This window comes from Streptomyces saintjeani (assembly GCF_055409605.1).
Genome location: NZ_CP189624.1, coordinates 8,974,720 through 8,997,187 on the forward strand (window position 1 = coordinate 8,974,720; position 22,468 = coordinate 8,997,187).

At 72.0% G+C, this 22,468-nt stretch carries 12 protein-coding genes; 10 read left to right on the top strand and 2 right to left on the bottom strand.

Going from position 1 to position 22,468, the window contains the following annotated elements:
* The first annotated feature begins 170 nt into the window (after positions 1 to 170).
* The 4 genes from ACQCO7_RS40240 (at position 171) to ACQCO7_RS40255 (ending at position 11,172) form a co-directional block, all read left to right on the top strand.
* Positions 171 to 6,677, top strand: coding sequence for an RHS repeat domain-containing protein (locus ACQCO7_RS40240; RefSeq protein WP_464076468.1), 6,507 nt, complete (start codon positions 171 to 173; stop codon positions 6,675 to 6,677).
* Positions 6,678 to 6,718: 41 nt separating this feature from the next.
* Complete coding sequence (locus tag ACQCO7_RS40245; protein WP_464076469.1) at positions 6,719 to 7,387, top strand: hypothetical protein; 669 nt, start codon at positions 6,719 to 6,721, stop codon at positions 7,385 to 7,387.
* 60 nt (positions 7,388 to 7,447) lie between these two features.
* Positions 7,448 to 8,122 (top strand): hypothetical protein, encoded by a 675-nt coding sequence (locus ACQCO7_RS40250; protein WP_464076470.1) that lies wholly within the window; start codon positions 7,448 to 7,450, stop codon positions 8,120 to 8,122.
* Positions 8,123 to 8,232: 110 nt separating this feature from the next.
* The gene (locus ACQCO7_RS40255) at positions 8,233 to 11,172 is read left to right on the top strand and encodes a serine/threonine-protein kinase (protein WP_464076471.1); all 2,940 of its coding nucleotides are present in this window, start codon (positions 8,233 to 8,235) and stop codon (positions 11,170 to 11,172) included.
* Between the two features lie 59 nt (positions 11,173 to 11,231).
* Here ACQCO7_RS40255 and ACQCO7_RS40260 read toward each other — a convergent pair whose 3' ends face one another.
* On the bottom strand, positions 11,232 to 11,753 hold the full coding sequence (locus tag ACQCO7_RS40260) for a hypothetical protein (RefSeq protein ID WP_464076472.1): 522 nt from the start codon (positions 11,751 to 11,753) through the stop codon (positions 11,232 to 11,234).
* Positions 11,754 to 12,035: 282 nt separating this feature from the next.
* Here ACQCO7_RS40260 and ACQCO7_RS40265 point away from each other — a divergent pair, with 282 nt between their 5' ends.
* The gene (locus ACQCO7_RS40265; protein ID WP_464076473.1) at positions 12,036 to 14,540 is read left to right on the top strand and encodes a BTAD domain-containing putative transcriptional regulator; all 2,505 of its coding nucleotides are present in this window, start codon (positions 12,036 to 12,038) and stop codon (positions 14,538 to 14,540) included.
* A gap of 12 nt (positions 14,541 to 14,552) precedes the next feature.
* Here ACQCO7_RS40265 and ACQCO7_RS40270 read toward each other — a convergent pair whose 3' ends face one another.
* Positions 14,553 to 14,690: a hypothetical protein gene (locus tag ACQCO7_RS40270; protein WP_464076474.1), complete on the bottom strand. Its 138-nt coding sequence runs from the start codon at positions 14,688 to 14,690 to the stop codon at positions 14,553 to 14,555.
* A gap of 181 nt (positions 14,691 to 14,871) precedes the next feature.
* Here ACQCO7_RS40270 and ACQCO7_RS40275 point away from each other — a divergent pair, with 181 nt between their 5' ends.
* The 5 genes from ACQCO7_RS40275 (at position 14,872) to ACQCO7_RS40295 (ending at position 22,433) form a co-directional block, all read left to right on the top strand.
* A complete protein-coding gene (locus ACQCO7_RS40275; RefSeq protein ID WP_464076475.1) occupies positions 14,872 to 16,434 on the top strand; it encodes an AfsR/SARP family transcriptional regulator in 1,563 nt (520 codons plus the stop codon).
* A 5-nt stretch (positions 16,435 to 16,439) separates the two neighbouring features.
* Positions 16,440 to 17,348: an aromatic prenyltransferase gene (locus tag ACQCO7_RS40280; RefSeq protein ID WP_464076476.1), complete on the top strand. Its 909-nt coding sequence runs from the start codon at positions 16,440 to 16,442 to the stop codon at positions 17,346 to 17,348.
* A gap of 44 nt (positions 17,349 to 17,392) precedes the next feature.
* Complete coding sequence (locus tag ACQCO7_RS40285) at positions 17,393 to 19,129, top strand: FAD-dependent monooxygenase (RefSeq protein ID WP_464076477.1); 1,737 nt, start codon at positions 17,393 to 17,395, stop codon at positions 19,127 to 19,129.
* Positions 19,130 to 19,226: 97 nt separating this feature from the next.
* On the top strand, positions 19,227 to 20,744 hold the full coding sequence (locus ACQCO7_RS40290) for an FAD-binding oxidoreductase (RefSeq protein WP_464076478.1): 1,518 nt from the start codon (positions 19,227 to 19,229) through the stop codon (positions 20,742 to 20,744).
* A 75-nt stretch (positions 20,745 to 20,819) separates the two neighbouring features.
* Positions 20,820 to 22,433, top strand: a complete 1,614-nt coding sequence (locus ACQCO7_RS40295) for a prenyltransferase/squalene oxidase repeat-containing protein (protein WP_464076479.1) — start codon at positions 20,820 to 20,822, stop codon at positions 22,431 to 22,433.
* Positions 22,434 to 22,468: the final 35 nt, after the last annotated feature.

The following is a 22,468-nucleotide window of genomic DNA, read 5'->3' on the forward strand; positions in this document are numbered from 1 at the left end:
TGAGTGGTCGTTCGGAACTCCGCAAAGATCAGCCGGGCAGGTGAGAGACGTATGTGGTCATGTCAAGAATCGGGGAAGAGGTTCCTGTTGACCGATGCGCGGCAAATCGACTGACACGTACGGTCCGTTGCGTCGTGAAGATCGACAGTGCCGTGTGAAGGAGCAAGTCCTTGCCCAGGACGACAGGTTCACAGGGCGGCCCGAGACCCGACGGCCGCCTGAGACGAGGACTGACCGCCCTGACCGCGGTGATCTCCGTGATCGTCGGCGTCACCGGCGCCGCGCAGCCGGGCCACAGCCGTACGCAGCCGGGCTACGCCCAGGTGAAGCCGGTTCCGGTGACGGCGGTGCGCTCGCACTACGGTCCCGTACGGCATCTCGCGAACTCGCCGTCACCCAAGGTGACTTGGCCCAGTGGGGCGGCGGGGTTCAGTGCGACGGCCTCGACGGCTACGGGGCGTACGGCGGCGTCCGGCACCCGGCTCAGGGCGGGCGGCCTGCCGATCTGGCTCACGCCCGCGTCCGGCAAGGCCGCGTCCGGCAAGGCCGCGTCCTCGGGCAACTCCTCTGCTTCCGGCACACCTTCTTCCTTCACGCACACCACCGCACGCGTCCTCCCGCAGCGCACCGCCCAGTCCGCCGGAGTCGACGGTGTCCTCCTCCAGCTGACCGGCCTCCCCCGAGCCAAGTCCCAACTCGCCCTGAACTACGGTGACTTCACCGACGCGTTCGGTGCCGACTGGGGCTCGCGCCTCCGCCTCGTCCAGCTCCCCGCCTGCGCTCTGACGACGCCGAGCCGCGCTGCCTGCCGTACCCAGACCCCCGTGGCCTCCACCAACGACACCAAGGCGCAGACGATCTCGGCGCCGCTCGCCCTCGCGCAGAGCACCTCCACGCAGAGCACCTCCGCGCAGAGCGACGTCGTCATGGCCGCCACCGCCGCCCCCACCGGAGGCGGCGGCGACTTCACGGCCACCTCCCTCAAGGCATCCGGCTCCTGGCAGGCCGGCGGCAGCACCGACGCGTTCACCTGGTCGTACCCGATCACCGGCCCCGCCGTACCCGGCGGCCTCGCCCCCAACCTCGCGCTGGGCTACGACTCGCAGAGCGTGGACGGCCTCACCTCGTCCACGAACAACCAGGCGTCGGTCGTCGGCGACGGCTTCTCCCTGCCGAGCAACTACATCGAGCGCTCGTACGCCTCCTGCCACGACAACCCGGCGGGAACCACGAGGACCTGGGACAACTGCTGGTCCTCCGACAACCAGCTCACGCTCTCCCTCAACGGCACGGCCACAACCCTCGTCAAGGACGACACGACCGGCGCCTACCGCGCCCAGGGCGACTCCGACGAGCGTGTCGAGCGGCTCACCGGCGCCTCCAACGGCGCCCAGAGCGGCGAGTACTTCCGGGTCACCACCTCCAACGGCACCCAGTACACCTTCGGCCTGAACAGGCTGCCGGGATGGGCGACGGGGAACACGACCACCGACTCGGTCCTGACCGAACCCGTCTACGCCACCGCCTCCGGCCAGCCCTGCTACAACGCCACCTGGGTCAGCTCCTGGTGCCAGCAGGGCTACCGCTGGATGCTGGACTACGTCAAGGACACCCACGGCGACGTGATGTCCTACTTCTACACACCTACGACCGCGCACTACGCGCGCGACCTCGGCAAGACCGCCGACACCCCGTACATCCGCGACGCGGCCCTCACGAAGATCCAGTACGGCCAGCGCGACGGCTCGGTCTACTCCACCAGCCCCGCCGCCCAGGTCACCTTCACCTACAACGGCCGCTGCAACACCTCCGCGACGGGCTGCGCGACCTCCACGCTCACCAGCTCGACCGCGTCGAAGTGGCCCGACGTGCCGTTCGACCTCGACTGCGCGAGCGGCGCGGCCTGCTCCTCCAACTCGCCCACGTTCTGGAGCGAGAACGAGCTGACGGGCGTCCAGACGCAGGCGCTGGTCGGCACCACCGAGACGAACGTCGACGCGTGGGCGTTCACGTACTCGTTCCCCGCCACCGGGGACGCGACCACGCCCTCCCTGTGGCTCGACTCCGTGACCCGCACCGGCCAGGACACCTCCGGCGGCGGTTCCACGGCGTCGCTCGCCATGCCTCAAGTCACCTTCTCCGGCACCCCGTTGTCGAACCGGGTGGACCTGACCGACGGCTACCCGCCGATCACCCGCTACCGCCTCAACACGATCACCACCGAGTCCGGCGGCATCATCAGCGTCGGCTACTCGGCCCCGGCCTGCGGCGGCGGCACCCCGAGCGACGCGAGCCAGAACACCAAGCTGTGCTACCCGGGTTACTGGACCCCCACCGGCCAGACCGCACCGATGCTGGACTGGTTCAACAAGTACGTCGTCACCACGGTCACCCAGCAGGACCCGACCGGCGGCGGCGTCAACGACACGATCGTCACCCGCTACACCCCCGTAGGCACCCCCGCCTGGCACCACGACGACAACCCGCTCACCCCCGCCGCCCAGCGCACCTGGGACCAGTGGCGCGGCTACGGCGGCATGAAGGTCACCACCGGCACCGCGCCCGACCCGGTGACCGAGACCGACTACACCTACTTCCGCGGCATGGACGGCGACACCCTCTCCAGCGGCACCCGCGCGGCGTCCGTCACCGACTCGCGCGGCGACCCGGCGGTCACGGACTCACCCCAGTACGCGGGCCTGACGTACGAGGCGATCCTCTACAACGGCCTCAGCAGCGGAAAGGTCGTCAACGACACGATCACCACGCCCTGGAGCAGCGCCGCCACCGCCACCCACGCCCTGTCCGGCGGGCTGCCCGCGCAGAAGGCGTACCTCACCGGCCAGGACTCGGTGCAGGTCTACACACCCCTCGCCTCCGGCTCCACCCGCGAAACCGAGACCGACTACACCCACGACGCCCACGGCCGCGTCACCAAGGCCGACGACAAGGGCGACGTCTCCACCGCGAGCGACGACCTGTGCACCACGACGACCTACGCGGACAACACGTCCGCCTGGATCTACGACCTCGTCGACGAGACGAAGACGGTCTCCGTGAAGTGCGCGACCACCCCGACGCTCCCGGGCGACGCGGTCAGCGACAAGCGGGTCTTCTACGACGGCTCCAGCACGCTGGGCGCCGCCCCCACCGCCGGTGACCCGACGTCGACCCAGCAGGTCACGTCGTACAACGGCGCCACCCCGGTCTACTCGACCATGTCGGCCCTCACCCCGGACGTCTACGGCCGCCCCCTGACCAGCACCGACGCCGACCAGCGCACCACCACGACCGCCTACACCCCGACCACCGGCGCCGCCCCCACGGCCATCGTCTCCACCGACCCGCTGGGCCAGACCCTCAGCCAGACGTACGACGCCTCGCGCGGCCTGATGCTGACGCAGACCACGGCCGCCGGGTATGTCACGAAGGCGCAGTACGACGCGCTGGGCCGCCGTACCGCCGTGTTCCGGCCCGGCATCACCGCCGCGACGACGAAGTACACGTACGCGCTCGCCGCCGACAAGCCGAGCACCGTCACCACGCAGACCCTTAACGACGACGGCACCTACCGCAGCAGCGAACTCCTCATGGACGCGCTCCTGCGCCCCCGCGAGACGCAGATCGCGACCGTCGACGGCGGCCGGGACGTCACCGACACCGTCTACGACACGAACGGCTGGGTCGCCAAGACCACCGCCCCCTACTACGCGAGCGGCGCCCCCTCGGCGACCCTCGTGCAGGCCCAGGACGGCGACATCCCCTCGGAGACCGGCTTCACCTACGACGGCGCGGGCCGCAAGACCGTCGCCACCGCGTACGCCCTCGGCACCGCCACCTGGAACACCACCACCGTGTTCGGCGGCGACTTCACGACCACGATCCCGCCGAAGGGCGGCGTCGCCGAGTCCACGCTCACCGACGCGCGGGGCCGCACGACCGACCTGTACCAGTACCACGCGGGCGCCGCCGCCGACCCCGTCCACGACAGCGTCTCGGACTACTCCAACACGCACTACACGTACTTCCCCGACGGCCACCGGTCCGGCCAGACCGACCCGGCCGGCAACACCTGGGGCTGGACCTACAACCTCCTCGGCGACCAGGTCACCGCCACCGACCCCGACACGGGCGGCTCCTCGGCGAGCTACGACAACGCCGGCCAGCTCCTGACGACCACCGACGCGCGCGGCGACCAGGCGACGTACACGTACGACAAGGACGGCCGCCGCACCGCCGTCTACGACACGACCGGCAACGCCACCGCGTCCGCCGCGAACCAGACGGCGTCCTGGACGTACGACACGCTGAAGAAGGGGTACCTCACCTCTTCCACCTCCTACCAGCTCGGTACGACCAGCCCCTCGGTCACCAACGCCGTGCTCGGCTACACCAGCCTGGGCAAGGTCGCCGCCGCGAAGACCACGCTGGCCAACCTGCCGAGCGACCTCGCGGCGCTCGCGCCTTCCGCCGGGTACACCGAGTCGTACACGTACAAGACCACCGGCACGCCGGCCACCAGCCAGTCCCCGGCGGGCGGCGGGCTCCCGGCGGAGACCGTGAACTACGGGTACGACCAGTTCGGGCAGCCGACCAGCCTGGCCAGCACGGGGACGACTGCCTGGACGTACGTCTCCGCCATCGGCTACGACGAGTACGGCGAGCCCCTCCAGTACTCCATGGGCCCCACGACCAGCTGGGTCGACCTCACCCTCAAGTACGACGCGCAGACCGGCCAGCCCACCGACGCCAAGACCACCGACTCCAGCAGCTCCACGGTCGTCGACGACACCGCGTACACCTGGGGCAACAGCAACGTCTCCAAGGGCGCAGGGCTTCTCACCGCCACCACCGGCAGCCAGTCCGGCACCCAGTGCTACGGCTACGACTGGGCCGCCCGCCTCACCGCGGCCTGGACCGCCACCGACAACTGCGCGGCCAGCGCGAGCAGTTCGACCGTCGGGGGCCCCGACCCCTACTGGCAGAGCTGGACCTACACCGCCGACGGCCAGCGCGACACCCAGACCGACCACGGCACCACCGACACCACCACGACCTACCACTACCCGGCGGCCGGCTCCGCGACCGACCAGCCGCACACCCTCGGCAGCACGACCGCCACCGGCCCCGACGCCACCGCGAACACGGCGACCTACCACTACGACGCCTCCGGCAACACCACCACCGTCCAGGGCGGCGCCCTCGGCGACCAGACCCTCACCTGGAACCACCAGAACCGCCTGGACACGGACACGACGTCCGGCGGCACGACCAGCTACCTCTACGGCCTCGACGGCGGCCTGGTCCTGCGCACCGACCCGACGCAGGCGACGCTTTACCTCGGCGACGAGGAGCTGGTGGAGAACCTCTCCACCAAGGCCGTCACCGGCACCCGCTACTACTCCATCGCCGGTACGACCGTCGCCGCGCGCTCCAGCAGCGGGAACATCCAGTACCTGATTCCGAACCGCCAGGGCACGGACTACCTGTCGGTCGACTACCAGACCCAGGCGGTGACCCGCCGCGAGTACCTCCCCTTCGGCGGCACCCGAGGCACGACACCCACGACCTGGGCCGGCGACAAGGGCTACGTCGGCGGCACCACCGACACCGCCACCAGCCTCGTCAACCTGGGCCTGCGCGAGTACGACTCCCGGACCGGGCGTTTCATCAGCCGTGACCCGCAGTTGGAGACCACGGACCCCTCGCAGCTCACGGGCTACGACTACGCCGCGAACAACCCGGTGACGGGCAGCGACCCCACCGGGCAGAGCTGGTTCAGCTCCCTCTCCAACGCGGTCTCCAGTTTCGCGGACACCGCGCAGCAGGTCATCGACCGCACGAACGGGCCCATGGCCGCACTGGGTGTCGGGGAGCTGCTGATCGGTGCCGCGTCGGACGGGCTGGGCGGGGCGCTCATGGCGACCGGCATCGGGGCGCTCGGTCCCGGTGAGGCGCTGATCGCCGCAGGGTCGATGCTGGCCGTGTCCGGGAGCGCGACGGTGGCGTCGGCGGTCGCCGCGCCGAACATCGCGTACGCAGTGCAGAACGGGGACGGCGGCGGGGGCGGGTCCTCCGAGGGGTCATCGGCGGAGGAATCGAGCCGGGACGAGGACGCGCAGAAGTTGGCCGGTGAGCACGGCGCGGAAGAAGGGCGCAAGGCGCCGCTGTCCCTGGACAACGCCTACCGCTCCCTGGACGGTGCCCCTGAGGGCACCCGGGCCCGGCGGATGCCCGACGAGCATCAGCTGAGTGCCCCTGAGGGCGAGCAAGTGGAGAACCCGGACATCGAGTATCTCGACCAGCAGGGCAACATCGTCGGCTACGGCGAGATCAAGACGATCATGAAGGACAGCTTCAAGAGTTTCAACGGCGCACTCAGAGAGGCTGTCAAGCAGTTGCGCTGGCGGCAGGACGAATTCGGCTCGGACGTCAATCAGGTGTTCATACAGGTCCCGGACATGGTCGATGCCTCGGAAGTCAGGGGGTGGGTCAGAAATTACCGGAATCTGCGCATCAAGAACAACGGCAGCCTCGACAGCGTCCGAGGGTTCCGGCTCCGGGTCTACAGCGAGAGCGGCGAGAGCCGGGGCACCTTCGACGACCTTGGCGACAACGCCGACCTGGGGCATGTCGAGGGGCATACCTACTATTCGCCGAACGGGTACTCCTACTGACCGCCCGATGCCGCCCCGCCCCCGACCGAAAGGCACGTTCCTTGCCGCTCTACCGAGTGCGCGAATCCCTTCCCGACGCGACGAGCGCGCTGGCACGGGCGCGAGGGATCATGCGCGATCTGGCCTCCTGGAAGAGCATCCCCTGGCCCCAACTGGAGCCGGTGGCCACGGCCGAGCAGTACGCGCATGCGCTCCGATCCTTCGGGACCGGCCGCATCATCGGGGACCGGGAACCCGAAGCCGGGCCGCTTCTCGACGAACTGCGACGCCGTGACGCCATCACGTTCGACGAGGAACAGCCGTACTCCTGGCTGTTCCTGGCGGACCTGCGGCTCGGCCCCGACCTCGCCGACCTCTGGCCCCTGCCCGAGAGCGTGACCCTCAGCCTGAACCGGACCCCGCCCTTCGGTGGTCCCGGCAGCGAGCCGGAGGACGACTGCACCGAGGAGGAGCTCGACCGGATGGTAGCCGTGCTCGGGCCGCTCATGCTGACCGCTTCCTGGAACTGCGGCTGGCGCGGACTGTCCGAGTTCAAGGGGTGCGGGGTGAAACTCTGCCTGAACAGTGTCTGGTCGGATGGGGCTGCCGAGCCGTCACCGGGAGAGTTCGGCGTCTGGATCTCCCTCGGTGGCCCGCTTGCCCGCAGGCCCGAAGGCGAAGCCTGGCTCCGGGACTCGGGACTCACGCTGGGCGAACCCCAGCACGGGTGATCCGGCGGGGGGCCGGCCCTTCGTACTGGCCTTCGTACCGTCCTTCGAAAGGAACTCCACTTGGCCTCCACACTCTGGCCCGTACTCGCCCCCTTTCCCGACGCCGGGAGCGCGTTGGCGCGGGCGCGGGCGATCATGCGCGACTTCGCCGACGGGTTCGGCCTCTGGTGGCCCGAACTGGAGCCGATCAGTACGGCGGAGCAGTATGCGTACGCTCTGCGGACCTTCGACACCGCCCGCATGGTCGCGGACCGCGATCCCGTCGTCGTCTTCCCCTTCCTGAACGAACTGGAGCGGCGCGATGCCGTCACGTTCGCGGCGGGCCAGCCGAGGTCATGGCTCGTGGCGGACCTGCGTCTTACTCCGGAGCTCGGTGACCTCTGGCCGCTGCCCGAAGGAGTGACGGTCTTCCTCGACACCACCCTGCCCTTCGGCACGCCGGAGACCGAGTCCCATCATGACTGCACGGAAGAGGAACTGGACCGGATGGTCGAGGTGCTCGGGCCGTTGAGTCTGGTCGCGGACTGGGGTTGTGCCTGGCGGGGTCTGTCCGACAACAAGAACTGCGGGCTGCGGCTCTGTCTGAACAGTGCCCTGATGGATCAGCACAGCCTGCCGTCCCCCGGCGAGTTCGGTGTCTGGGTCGAACTCGGCAACCGGGTCGCCTGGACGCCGGAGGGTGAGGCGTGGCGGCGGGAGTCGGGGTTGGTGCTGGGGGAGCCGAGGCAGGGGTGATCCGGCCTGAGGGGGGCGCGAGGATGTGGGGTCCGCGCCGTACCGGGTAGGGCGACAAATCGTCATACTGGAACTCGCCGGAAAGGCAACGACGGGGGCGGCGGAGCGAGATGGCGGAGTCGAGGCTGATCCAGGGCCGGTACCGGCTGCTGGAGCTCATCGGGCGGGGCGGGATGGGCGAGGTGTGGCGGGCGATGGACGAGTCGCTCGGGCGGCAGGTCGCCGTGAAGTGTCTGAAACCGCCCGGGCCGCAGCATGACGCGGGGTTCACGCGGATTCTGCGGGAGCGGTTCCGTCGGGAGGCTCGGGTCGCTGCCGGGTTGCAGCATCGGGGGGTCACCGTCGTCCATGACTTCGGGGAGTCGGACGGGGTGCTCTACCTGGTGATGGAGTTCCTCGACGGGCTCAACCTGTGCCAGATCCTTACGGCGACCGGTCATCGTCCGCTGCCCGTTCCGGACGTCGTCGACATCGCCGACCAGCTCGCCGCCGCGCTCTCCTACACGCATCGCCAGGGCATCGTCCACCGCGACCTCAAACCCGCCAACGTGGTCCGCCTCGCCGACGGCACCGCCAAGATCTGCGACTTCGGCATCGCGCGCCTCGGCCACGACATCGCCGTCACCTCCCGCCTGACCGGCGTCGGCGTCGCCATGGGCACGCCGCACTACATGTCGCCCGAGCAGATCGGCGGCGGCGAGGTCGACCTCCGCAGCGACCTGTACTCGCTGGGCTGCGTCCTGTACGAACTCGCCACCGGCGCCCCGCCGTTCGCCATGGACGACCCCTGGGCCGTCCTCATCGCCCACCGCGACACACCACCCCGCCGCCCCAGCGCCCACCGCCCCGAACTCCCCGACCACCTGGACCGCATCATCCTCGACCTCCTCGCGAAGGAACCGGCGGGCCGACCGGGCGACGCGAACGAGATCGTCCGCCGGATCGCCTTCGGGAGCGCACCGGGGTACGTGCCTACGGTGGTGACGACGCAACCCGGGTTTGTCGGTGGGGGTGTTGGGGTGCGGTGGGGCGAGGGGGGTGCCGGGGAGGACGAACCGGGCCGGGGCGGGCGGCGTGGCGACGGGGGAGAGGCGCAGCTGTACGGGGGAGAGGCGGAGGGGGTCTGGCGTGGGCCGGGCGTGGAGGGTGGTGGGGCGCAGCCGCGTGGGGAGGAGGCCGAGGCGCTTTGGTCCGGCCCGAGCGCGGAGGGTGGTGGGGTGCAGCCGCATGGGGAGGACGCTGAGGGGCTCCGGTGTGATCCGCGTGCCGAAGCCGGTGGGGCGCAGCCGCGTGGCGGGGACGCTGAGGGGCTCTGGCGCGGCCCGCGCACGGAAGCGGATGGGGGCGAGCCGTACGAGGAAGGCGCGGAGGCGTTCCGGCTTGCCCCGCGTGCTGAAGCCGGCGAGTTGCGCCGATCCGAGGCGCTCTGGTCCGACCTGCGCGCGGAAGGCGGCGGGGCGGAGCCGTACGGGGAAGGCGGGGAGGCATCCCGGCCCGACCCGCGCACACAAGCCGGCGAGTCGCGCCGACCCGAGGCGTGGCCCCGCGCTGGGGAGGCGCCCCGGCTTGGTGAGTCGTCCCGCCCTGCTGAGTTGTCCTGTGCCGGTGAGTCGTCCCGCCCCGGTGACTTGGCCCGCTCCAGCAAGCCGCCCCGCTCCAGTGAGCTGCCCCTCTCCAACGAGCCGCCCCGCGCCGAGGATGCTGCCCGCCCTGCGGTGAGCCCGCATCAACCCCCGCCCGCAGCAAGGGCGTTCAGCACCACCCCACCCCCCGCCGACCCCCGCCTCCCCCTCTGGACCCGAGGCATGACCGAGGGCCCCAAAGCCACCGGACCCCGCGCCTCGCCACCTCCGCAACCAGCTCTCTCCGGCAACTGGACCCCCCGCCCCGCCTTGGGTGTCGTGCCGAACCCGAGCCCCCGACAGCCCCCGTCCCCCGAGAAGTTGACGGCCCTCGCGCGGCGCCACAACGCGGGGCTCGGTCTGGGTGGGCTGGGGCGTTGGGCGGAGGCCGGGGAAGTGCACCGTGCCGTTGCCGCCGAGCGGGCGCAGGTGCTGGGGGCGGATCATCCCGACACCCTCGCGAGCCGGTACGAGGGCGCGTTCGCCCTCAGTCGTACCGGGCGGGCGCAGGACGCGTTGCGGGAGTACCAGCAGGTCGCGGCGGCCCGTGCGCGGAGCCTCGGTGACGACCATCCCGACACGCTCGCCGCGCGCCAGGAAACGGCGTACGTGCTGGGCCAGTTGGGCCGGCACCTGGAGGCGCACCAGACGTACACGACCGTCCTCGCGGCCCGCACGCGCGCGATGGGCGCCGACCACCCCGACACCCTGCGCTGCCGCCACAACCTCGCCTTCAACCTGGGCAGGTTGGGCCGGCTGACGGAGTCGTACCGGATGGCCCGCGAGGTCGCGGCGGACAGGGCGCGGGTGTTGGGCGAGGAGCACCCGGACACGCTGGTCACCCGGTACGAAGTGGCGTACACGCTCGGCCAGTTGGCGCGCTGGCCGGAAGCGCTGGCCGCGTACCGGGAGGTCGCCGAGGCCCGCGCCCGGGTCCTCGGCCCGGACCACCCCGACACCCTCGCCGCCCGCCACGAGACCGGCATCGGCCTCGGCAGGCTCGGCCGCAGCGCGGAAGCCCTGGCTCTGTACCGGGAGTTGACGCAGGACCGGACCCGCGTCCACGGCCCCGCCCACCCCGAGACGCTCCGCGCCCGCCACGGCCTCGGCGTCAACCTGGGCCGCCTCGGCCGCTGGGAGGAGGCGCTGGCCGAGTCCCGCGACGTACACGCGATCCGCGCCCGCGTCCTGGGCGAGGACCACGAGGACACCCTGGTCAGCCGCCGGGAGGTCGCCGTCGCGCTGGGCTGGCTGGGGCGCTGGCAGGACGCGCTCACCCACTACCGCGAGATCGCGACGACCCGCGAACACCTCCTGGGCCCCGACCACCCCGACACCCTCACGGCCCGGGAGGACGAGGCGCAGTGCCTGCGGCGCCTGGGCGGCCGGATACCGGAACCGGGGGTGCTGCGCCGGCGCGGGGCCTAGTACGGACGCGCCGAGTCCCCCCGGGGCGCGCTCCCGGGGGGACTCGGCGGATCGGCGAACTACCAGGTGAACGCGCTCGACTGCGCGCTCGTCGCCGTGCAGTACGAGGTGAACGTGCCGCCCGCGTTGGTCACGACGAACTTGAGTGACCAGTTGGAGGCGCTCGGCGTGTCCGAGAGGACCGTCGAGTCGGTGACGTCGCCCGTGGCCAGGGAGCCCGAGGAGAGCGGGAGGGGGCCGAAGGACAGCGGGGCGCCCGTGGTCGCCGCCGGGTGGACGGCGCCGGAGAACTGCACCTCGCCGCCGGACGCCTTCTTCAGCTTCAGCGTCGTCGTCACGGAGTTCGCCGCGTACGGGAACTGCGCGACGATGGCCGTCGAGTCGAGCTTCACGGTCTTGACGCCGCCGGAGTCGGCCGCGGTGAGGGTGATGGCGCCGCTGCCCGCCGCGTCACAGTTGTACGAGGCGGTCGCGGACGCCGGGGCGACGGCGACGGCCGAGCCGGCCAGCGCCAGCGACGCCGCGAGGGCGGTGACGGCGGTCGCGGTCAGGGTGAATCGGCGCGTCGACAAGCGGTTCATGTGGGGTGCTCCTTCTTGGCAGGTGCCGTATTCCTGAGAACTGGGCTGTGTGCGAGAGCCGGGCCCGGCGGCACGGACCGAGTACAACCCATGCTTCTTTTCCGGCGATTGGCGATCACTTGGCACCGGACCGTCGGTGACGGAGCGTCGCGGAGGGTGAGGAGAGCGGAACGGCCCTGTCAAGATGCGTATCCGCCTTGTCAAGATCAAGCCATCTCCACAGAATGGCCATGCTGTGTCTTCGCGGGGGGCGGGACATGCACAGTCCTGGAAGGAGGCGGCATGACGGTCTGTCTGTCGTTTCAGGTGCTGGGCCCGCTCAAGGTGAGAGCGGACGGCCGGCCACTGCTGCTGCGCAGCGCACGACAGCGCACGGTGCTCGCCGTGCTGCTGCTCACCCCCGGCCGCGCGGTCTCCGTGGACGCGCTCGCCGACGCCGTCTGGCACGGCCGGCCCCCCGTCACCGCCCGCAACCAGATCGCCATCTGCGTCTCCGCGCTGCGCAAGACGTTCCGCGACGAGGCGGGCGTCGACGGCCTGATCGAGACACAGCTCCCCGGCTACGTCCTGCACCGCGAGGGCCACTACGTCGACGTGGCCGCCCTGTACGAGTCGGCCGCCGCCGCCCGCGCCGCCGCCGAGGCCGGGAACACCGACGAGGCCGCCGCCCGCTTCGAGGACGCCCTCGCGCTGTGGTCGGGGCCGGTGCTCGACGGCATGGACGACAGCGTGCTGAGCGGCGTCGTCGACCGGATCACCGAACTGCGCGGCAACCTGACGGAGGAGTACGCCGCCGTCCAGCTGCGGCGGGGCCGCTACCGGTCGGTGGTGGAGTCCCTCGGCCCGCTCGTCGCCGAACACCCGCTGCGGGAGAACGCCCGCGCCGTCCTCATGCGCGCCTACCACCTCTCCGGCCGCCGCTCCGAGGCCCTCGACTGCTACCGGGAGGGCCGCCGCATCCTGGTCGCGGAACTCGGCGTCGAACCGGGCGCGGAACTGCGGGAGTTGCACCGTACGGTCCTGGAGGGCGACGCCCGCGTACAGCCGCGCGCCGCCGCCGTGCCCGAGCAGCGGCGCCCCGACGCCGCGCGCCCGCACGAGGAGTCCGGCCCACAGAGTACGGCGGCCGGGGCCCCGTTACGGCACGCCCCCGAACCCCACCGGGAGACCGACCTCCGCCCCGGCCCCGGATCCGCCCGCGAGCACGAGGAGCCCTCCCTCTGGTACGGGCTCGGCAACCTCGAACCCAGCCGTCCCCGGGGGGAGTCCGACGCACCCGCACCCGAACCCGCCGGCGCTCCCCGCCAACTCGCCCTGCCTCCCGAGGAGACGGCCGCGCCCTCCGGCGAGAGCGACGCGATCCGGCTCGCATACCGGGCGCTGCCCGCCCAAGCCGCCCGCCTCCTGCGGCAGTTGAGCATGCTGGACGTGCCCGGCGTCCCGGAGTGGATCGGCTGCCCCGTCCTCGGCGTCACCCCGGACGCCTCCGAGGGACTGCTGAGCCGGCTCGTCGCCGCCGGGCTCCTGGAGGTCCGCCCGGCCAGGGGCGGCACGGCCCGCTTCCGCCTCCCGGACACGACGCGCCGCTTCGCCCGGGACCGCTGCCTCGCCGAGGACACCCCGCAGGACCGCGAACAGACCCTGGACCGCGTCCTGACCGCCGTCCTCGCCCTCGTGCACGCGGCCCAGGAACAGCTGTACGGCAAGGGCTCGGGCCCCGCCCCCGCCGCATCGGTGCTCGGCGAGACGGCCGGTGAACTCGTCGCGGACCCCATGGAATGGTTCGAGAGCGAACGCGAGACGCTCGGCGGCCTCGTCGCCCAGGCCGTACGGGAAGGCCGAACCGAGCGCGCCTGGCACCTCGTCGCGGGCGCGGTCCCCTTCTACGAGACCCGCAACTACCTGGACGACTGGCGGCGCACCGCCGAACTCGCCCTCGACGGCGCCCGCCGCACCGGCGACACCCGGGGTGCGGGCACCATGCTCCGCTCCCTGGGGACGCTCGCCATCTACCAGCGCCGCCATCAGGAGGCCCGCGACCTCCTGCGCACCGCCCTCGACCACCTGGAGGACACCGACGACAGCCAGGGCCGGGCCATCGTGCGCCGCAACCTCGCGGTGTGCGCCCGCTTCCTCGGCGACCTCGCCGAAGCGGCCCGCTACTGCGAGGAGTCCCTCGTCCTGTTCCGGCGCGCCGAGGACAACTCCGGCCTCTCCCACGCGCTGGGCCTGCTCGCCCAGATCGAGATCGAGCAGGGCGACCCCGAGCGCGGGGTGAGCCTCAGCAACCAGGCCATCGAGGTCAGTTACGAGGCCGGGTCGCTGCGCAGCCGTACCCAGAACCTCTACCGGCTCGCCGAAGGACTGCTCGGCGCGGGGCGCTGCGCGCAGGCCGAGCGGATCTGCCACGACGTGGTCGGCCTCGCGCGCGGCCAGGGCGACCGGCTCGGCGAGGCGCACGGGCTGTGCGCGCTCGGCGAGGCGCAGTGGCGCCAGGACGAACCCTGGAAGGCCCGCGCCGGACTGCTGCGCGCGCTGCGCCTCGCCGAGGAGGTCGGCGACCGGTTCCTCCAGGCCAGGATCGTCGTCCACCTCGCCTGCGCCGAAGCCGTACGCGGCGGCTCCGGCGCGGGGGAGCCCCTGGACTGGGCTCAGAAGGAGTTCCGTACCCTCGGCGCGCCCGCGTGGGAGCGGCGGGCGGGGCGGTTGCGCGAGGTCCTCGGCGCACATGACGCGTCCCGTCCTGTCGAGGGATCGATCCTGGCCGGACTGCTCACCGACCGCTGATCCGGCCGGCCGTCAGGTCCAGGGCAGGTCGTCCTCGGACACGCTGACGCTGGTCCACGGCAGGTCGCCCGTCGGGTCCGCCGTGAGGCCCACGACGAGCAGCAGCGGAAGGAAGATGAGGGCACCCGCGAGTGTTCGGTGCTTACGCATATCTGATTCTCCCCGTTGAGTATTTCTGTTGTGGTGCTCGTGAAACATCCTAGAGGGGCGCGCTTTTGACGCGATTTCGACTCCGTTTCAGCGGGTCGAAATCCACTCGATAACCAGGAAAAAGAGCCGGTGCATAGAGTCGGAGGCGATCAGCAAGTCGTTTCGCGGGGGAGGCTGAACTTTGCTGAACTCCGCTGGGGTGCTCACATTCCGGCTGCTCGGCCCGGTCTCCGTGACCAGGGAGGGCTCGGACGTTCCGCTCTCCGGAGCCAAGATCCATACCGTGCTCGCCGTGCTGCTGATGGCACGCGGCACACTCGTCGCCGACAGCCGGCTCAGCGCCGCGCTCTGGGGGGATGCACCGCCACCAACGTCGAATTCGCAGATCTACACCTATGTCTCACGGCTCAGGAAAACCCTGGGGAACTGTGCGCGGATCTTCCGGAAAGGGCCCGGATACGTGCTCGAAGTCCGGGAGGCCGACGTCGATCTGTTCTCCTTCGAACGGCTCGACCGGCTCGGCCGCGAGGCCCTTGAGCAGAACCGGCCCGAAGAGGCCGGACGGCTGCTCGGCGGGGCGCTCGACTGCTGGAGCGGCCAGGCCCTGGAGAACGTGACCGAACACCTCCTGCGGTACGAGCGGCCCCGGCTGGAGTTCCGGCGTACGCAGGCGCTGGAACGCCGGATCGAGGCGGACCTCTCGCTCGGCCGGCACCGCGCCCTCGTCCCCGAACTGCTGTCCCTGGTCGCCCGGTTCCCGCTGGACGAGACCCTGCGCGCCCACCTCGTCACCGCCCTGCACCGCTCCGACCGCCAGGCCGAGGCGGTCCAGGTGTACGACGAGGGCCGCCGCGTCCTCGCCGGGCAACTCGGCGTCGTACCCGGCCGCCGCCTGGCCGACGCCTACCTGAAAATGCTGCGAGGCGACAGCACCGAGCCACCACCTGTACTACTGCCGCCCCGATGCACCACGTTCACCGGCCGCACCACAGAGGCGGACCGCCTGAGGTCGCTGCTCCTGGGCGCCCGCTCGAGGTCGGCCCTGATCACAGGCACACCCGGCACCGGCAAGACGGCCCTGGCCATCGAGGTGGCCCACGGCTGCGCGGAAGCGTTCCCGGACGGCGTCATCCACACGAGCCTCCGAAACCCGGACGGCACGACACGAACACCTCACGAGATCCTCACGGAACTCCTCGACGCACTGGGGGAGTCGGGCAAGGGGGACGGGCCGAGGCTGGGGGAACCGGTGCATACCGTCCGCTCCGAGCTGGACGACCTCGTGCGCCGCTACCGCGCCCGCCTCGCCCGCGCCCAGCTCCTCCTCGTCCTCGACGACGCCGTGAGCGACGCCCAGCTCACCGCCCTGCTCCCGGTCGGCTCGGACAGTGCCCTGCTCGTCACGAGCCGGACCCCGCTGGCGGCCGTCCCCGCGGCTCACACGCTCACCCTCGGCCCGCTGGACGAGGAGGACGCCGTCCGGCTGCTCGCCGAGACCGCCGGAGCCGACCGGATCCGCGCGGAACCGGACGCGGTCCGCGACCTCGTACGGCACTGCGCGGGGCTGCCGTCGGCGCTCAGCAGTGCGGGCGCCCGGCTGGCGCGGCGCCCCCGGCTCACCGTGGCCCGTCTGCTCGCTCGGCTCACCGAGCCCAGGGCCCGAGAGGCAAGCACCCAAGAGACAAGCACCCGGCAGGCAACCGACCGACAGACAAGCACCCGACAGACCAGACAAGGAAGGTGACCGCCATGAACGAAGCGGTGCACGCCCTCCACTCGGCCATCGATGAAGCGGCCGGGCTCCTGGAGGTGGACTACGAACGCGACGATGTGCTGCGCATCCTGAACCTGTACGGAGGCGAACTCGCCGACGCCGTCGTCGCGTTCCGCGTGTCGACCGGCGAGGGCCGCGCGGGCGAACTGGACTGCCGGTTCACGATCCCCGACGGCCTCGACCCGTATCAACTCGCGGTGGAAAATGGCCTGTTGGAGAAGGGCGAGCACCCCGTCTCCCGCCTCCTCACCGACCTGAGCGAGCGCTGCCCGGTCGACGGCTACGGCATCGACTTCGGCGTCGTCGGCGGTTTCAAGAAGATCTGGGCCGTCCTGCCCCGCACCCAGCTCCAGGACGTCAGGACGCTCGCAGCACTCCCCTCGATGCCGGGCAGCCTCGCCGCGAGCCTGGACTTCATCGACCGGCACGGCCTCGGCGACACCGTCGGCCTGCTCGGCGTCGACTACCGCCACCGCACCGTCAACATCTACTTCGGCGAACCCCCCGCCGGAGGCATCGCCCCGGAGTCCGTCAGGGCCATGCTCCGCGAGGTCGACCAGGCCGAACCCAGCGAGCAGATGCTCCGCCTCGGCCGCCGGGCGTTCGGCGTGTACGTGACCCTCGACTGGGACCACCCGGCGATCACCCGCGTCTGCTTCGCCGTCGCGACGACGGACCCGGCGTCCCTGCCGGTCCGACTCGACGACCGCATCAGGCAGTTCGTACGGCACGTCCAACGCGCCGACCCGGAGACCAGGTTCGTGTACGCCGTCGCCTCCCAGCCGGACGGCGAGTACTACAAGCTCCAGTCCTACTACCGGTGGGGCACGGGCGTGCCGGACATCATGCAGCTCCCCGACGGCGCCCTCGCGGACCCGGTCTGACCTCCCCCCTCTCCCTTGCCGACCTCCTTTCAGAAGGACGAACCATGAGCACCGTAGACGTACCTGTCCTGATCGTCGGAGGCGGCGGCTCCGGCCTCGCCGCCTCCGTGTTCCTCTCCGCCCACGGCATCGACCACCTCCTCGTGGAGCGCCGCGCGGACACCTCGCGCCTGCCGAAGGCGCACTACCTCAACCAGCGGACGATGGAGATCTTCCGCCAGTACGGCCTCGCGGACGACGTGACCGAACTCGCCGCCGGGCCCGAGCGGTTCGGCAAAGTCCGCTGGCAGACCACGCTCACCGGACCGGGCCCGCTCGACGGGCGCGTCATCCACGAGATGGACGCCTTCGGCGGCGGCGCACTGCGCACCTCGTACGAGGCGGCGGGCCCCGAACTGCCCGCCAAGCTGCCGCAACTGCGCCTGGAGCCGATCCTGCGCCGCCACGCCGAGCGACAGGGCCCGGGGCGGGTCCGGTTCGGGCACGAGGTGGTCGCGCTGACCGAGAACGCCGAGAACGTCACCGCCGAGATCCGCGACACGGAGACCGGCGAGACCACGACGGTCGTCGCGCGGTACGTGATCGCGGCGGACGCCGGCCGCACCGTCGGCCCCGCCCTGGGCATCCGCATGGAGGGCCTGCCCGCCCTGTTCGACGCGACCACCGCGTACTTCTCCGCCGACCTGTCGCCGTGGTGGACCGAGGGCTCGGTCATCACCTGGTTCCTCAACCCCTACCGCGCCGACCTGTCCAGCGCCCTCATCGAGATGGGCCCGACCTGGGGCAAGCACTGCGAGGAGTGGGGCCTGCACCTGCCGCTGGCCGGCATCGACCGCACCGACGAGGCGGCCGTCGTGGGCCGGATCCGCGAGGTCCTCGGCCTGCCCGAGCTGGAGCTGACCCTGCACGACGTGACGAGCTGGAGCGTGGAGGCGGTCATCGCCGAGCGCTACCGGCAGGGCAGGGTGTTCCTCGTCGGCGACGCCGCCCACCGGCAGCCCCCGGCCGTCGGGCTCGGGCTCAACAGCGGCATCCAGGACGCGCACAACCTCGCCTGGAAGCTCGCCTCCGTGGTGACGGGCCGCGCGGGAGACGGCCTGCTCGACACGTACGAGGCCGAGCGCCGCCCGGTCGGCCAGTTCAACCTGGGCTGGGCGATGTCCGCCGCCGGACACCACCAGGTCGTCATCGACGCCGCCGTGGGCCTCGGCCCGCACGTGCCGCCGGAGCGGCGCACCCCGGTGTTCTTCGGCTACTTCGCGCCGACCCCGACGGGCGCCGCGCAGCGCGCCCGCGCGGCCGAGATCTTCGCGACCCACCGCGCGGAGTGCCAGGCCCTCGACGTCGAGACGGGCTTCGCCTACGAACAGGGCGCGGTCGTCCCCGACGGCAGCGCCCCGCCCGCCCGTTCACCGCTCGGCGACGTGTACCGGCCCACGACCCGCCCCGGCCACCTCCTGCCGCATGCCTGGACCGAGCGGGACGGCAGCCGCCTGTCCACCCACGACCTGGTCGGCACCGGCTTCACGCTGATCACCGGCGAGGCCGGCACGGCCTGGGCGGAGGCGGCGGAACGCGTCGCCGAAAAGCTCTCCGTGCCCCTGACCGTCGTCCCCGTCGAGGACGCCGTCTGGCAGAACCTGCCCGGGACCGACGCGGACGGCGCCCTCCTGGTCCGCCCCGACCAGCACGTGGCCTGGCGGGCGACCGGCACCGAGGCGGACCCGGCCGGCGCCCTGGCGGAGGCGCTCGCCCTCGTCCTCGGGCACCGCGCCCTGTGAGGGCATCGCGCCCCCTGAAGGCACCACGCCCCGTGACCGCCCGCGCTCCTCGTCCCGACCTCCGCACGCAGTGCCTCACGAACCCGGAAGAAACACCATGATCGACAGAAGGTCCTTCCTCGCCGTCGGCGGCGCCGCGCTCGCCGCCACCGCGCTCACCGGCGCCGCACAGCCCAAGTCCACTACGGTGAGCGGCCGTTGGAGCAAGCTCGCCGACCGGCTCCAGGGGCGCCTCGTGCTCCCCGCCGACGCCGACTACCAGCGCGCCAAGCAGCTCTACCAGGTCCAGTTCGACAGCGCGGCCCCCCAGGCGGTCGCCTACTGCGCCTCCGCCGCCGACGTCTCCGCCTGCGTCCGCTTCGCCGCCGCCCACGGCATCCCCGTCGCCGCCCGCAGCGGCGGCCACAGCGCGGCCGGCTACTCCACCACGCAGGGCCTCGTCATCGACGTATCGCAGCTCAACTCCATCGCCCTGGGCGAGAGTTCGGTGCGGATGGGGCCCGGCGCCCAGCTCGTCGACATCGCCGACACCCTCGCCCCGGCCGGACTCGGCATCTCCGCCGGCTACTGCCCGACCGTCGCCGCCGGCGGGTTCCTCCAGGGCGGCGGGATGGGGCTGTTCACCCGCAGCATCGGCATCGCCTCCGACAAGGTGACCGCCGCCCAGGTCGTCCTCGCCGACGGACGGATCGTCACTGCGTCGCCGCACTGCGACAGCGACCTGTACTGGGCGCTGCGCGGCGGTGGCGGCGGCAACTTCGGGATCGTCACCTCGTACGACATCACCCCCTCGCCCCTGAGAGACGTCGCCGCCATCAACCTCGTGTGGACCTTCGACCAGGCCCTCGACATGCTCGACGGCTGGACGCAGTGGCTGCCCGACGCGCCCTGGACGATCGGCAGCGGCGTCAACGTCACCCTCACCGACGCGGGCCCCGGCGGGGTGCCGACCGCGTCCGTGTTCCTCGGCTCGGTCGACACCGGCGCCGGGTTCGACGCCGAGATCGCCCGGCTCATCTCCCTGGTCGGCCGCCCGCCGGTCTACCAGCAGAAGTTCACCGCCCCCTACCGGGCGATCCTCATGCAGCTCTACCAGTGCTCCGACCTCACCGCGCAGCAGTGCCACCGCACCGACACCTCCCCCGACGGCAAGATCCAGCGCCCCGCGTTCGGTGCCTGGCGCAGCCGCCTCTTCAAGGAACGCGGTATGCCGCGCGACGGCTGGGCCAAGGCCCTCGACGCGTTCAACGGCAACCGGTTCGCGGGCGGGCAGATGCGCCAGCTCCAGATCTCCGCGCTCGGCGGCCGGGCCAACACCGTCGCCCGCGACGCCACCGCCTACGTCCACCGCGACAGCCTCTTCTCCGTCAGCTACCTCACCTCCAACGCGGCTTCGGCGAGCGAGGAGGCCAAGGCCGCCGCCTGGGAGTACGTCGACAACGGGTTCGCCGTCATCGACCCCCACTCCCAGGGCGAGACCTACCAGAACTTCATCGACCCCCGGCTGCCCGACTGGCGGCGCTCCTACTACGCCGAGAACTACGCGCGGCTGGCCCGGATCAAGCGGACGTACGACCCGTACGGGTTCTTCCGGTTCGCCCAGAGCGTCGGCTGACCCGCACGGGCCCGGCCCCAGGGCGGGGCCGGGCCCGTTCTCCGCCACCCAGGCCGCACCAGACAGGAGCACGACATGAAGATCGCGGACCTCACGCGCCCGGCCCCGCTGCGACTGCCCGAGGGGATCACCCCGGCCGAACTGCGCCGCGCCACCGCCCGCCTGACCGCCCACATCAGCGCCAGAACCGACGACGACGGCGCGATACGCGAACAGTGCGAGAGCCGGGTCCTCGAATCCGCCCTCGCCCTCGCCCTGATGACCCGCACCGACGCCGCCTCCCCGGCCCGCGACCGCCTCCTCGGCTACCTGCGCGGCCACCTGGAGTCCCCGGACCCCCTCGACCGCGTCCTCGCCACCCACGCCGTCGAAGGCGCCGCCGGGCGGGCGGCGGGCGGCAACAGCGTCCTCGCCGGCACCCTCGCCGCGAACGTCCTCGGCGCCGCGCCCGGCTTCATCTCCACCCGCCGGCGCCTCATGGTCTACGCCGTGCTGTCGGTCCTCGGCTGCCCGCTGCCCGCCGACGCGGAACTCCCCGGCGGCGGACACGTCCCCACCGACCCGCTGCACTCCTGGGCCGCCGTCCAGCAGGCCGCGATCACCCTGATCCTCGCCACCGCCCTCGGCGTCCACAACCAGGCCACCGACACCGCCCTGGACACCCTGCTCGCCACCGACCCCGGCGCCACCGTCTGGGAGGGCTACGCGCTCATGCACCTGCTGGTGCTGCACGCCCTCGCCGGCACCAGCAGCCACGACGACACCGTACGGCGCGGCCTCACCACCCTCCTGCGCCACCAACGCCCCGACGGCGGCTTCCCGTTCGTCCTGGAGATGCACAACTGGTGCACCTCCACCGGCGGCCTCGCCCTGCACGCCGCCGGCGCCGACCCCGCACTCCTGCGCCGCATGGCGTCCACCCTCGCCGCCGAACGCGGCGGCGCCCCCCTGCCCTCCCTCTCCCGGGGCACCCCCCTCACCGGCGGCTGGTCCATGTCCCCGGCCGTCGCCCAGAACGACGTCGACGACACCTCCTGCGCCCTGGAGTTCCTGCACGCCGTCGACCCCGTCGCCCACGCCGGGACCGTCCGCGCCGGCACCGCCGCCCTCCTCGCCGTACAGGGCGCCGACGGCGGCTTCCCCACGTACGTCGCGGGCGCCTCGTCCGAACCCTGCATGACGGCCGCCGCCGTCGGCGCCCTCGGCCCGCACCCGGCCACCGCGCCCCAGCGCGCCAAGGCGCTCGCGTTCCTCGCCGACCACCAGGACGAGGACGGCGGCTTCGAACCGGGCTGGAGCCGCTCCCGGCTGCACAGCCTCTTCCGGGTCCGGCTCGCCGCCTGCACCGCCCACCCCGACGACCTGCGCTCCGGCGCCATGGCCGCCCGCGTGGAGCGCACCGTCCTCGACACCCAGAACGACGACGGCGGCTGGGGCATGCGCCCCGGCGACCCCAGCGACGACATCAGCACCGCCTACGGCATCGTCACCCTCTGCCACGCCGACGACCCGCGCGCCCTCGGCGCCGCCCTCACCTGGCTCCTGGAGCGGCAGAAGGCCGACGGCGGCTACGGCGGCCCGCCCGACATGGTCGGACCGCGCCCCTTCGCCTACCACTTCCCCCTGCTCACCGACATCCCGGTACTGCTGGCCCTCGGACACGTCCGGGCCCGTCTCCTGGACACCTGAGCCCTCCTGAGAAACAACCGTCCCCCACACCACAC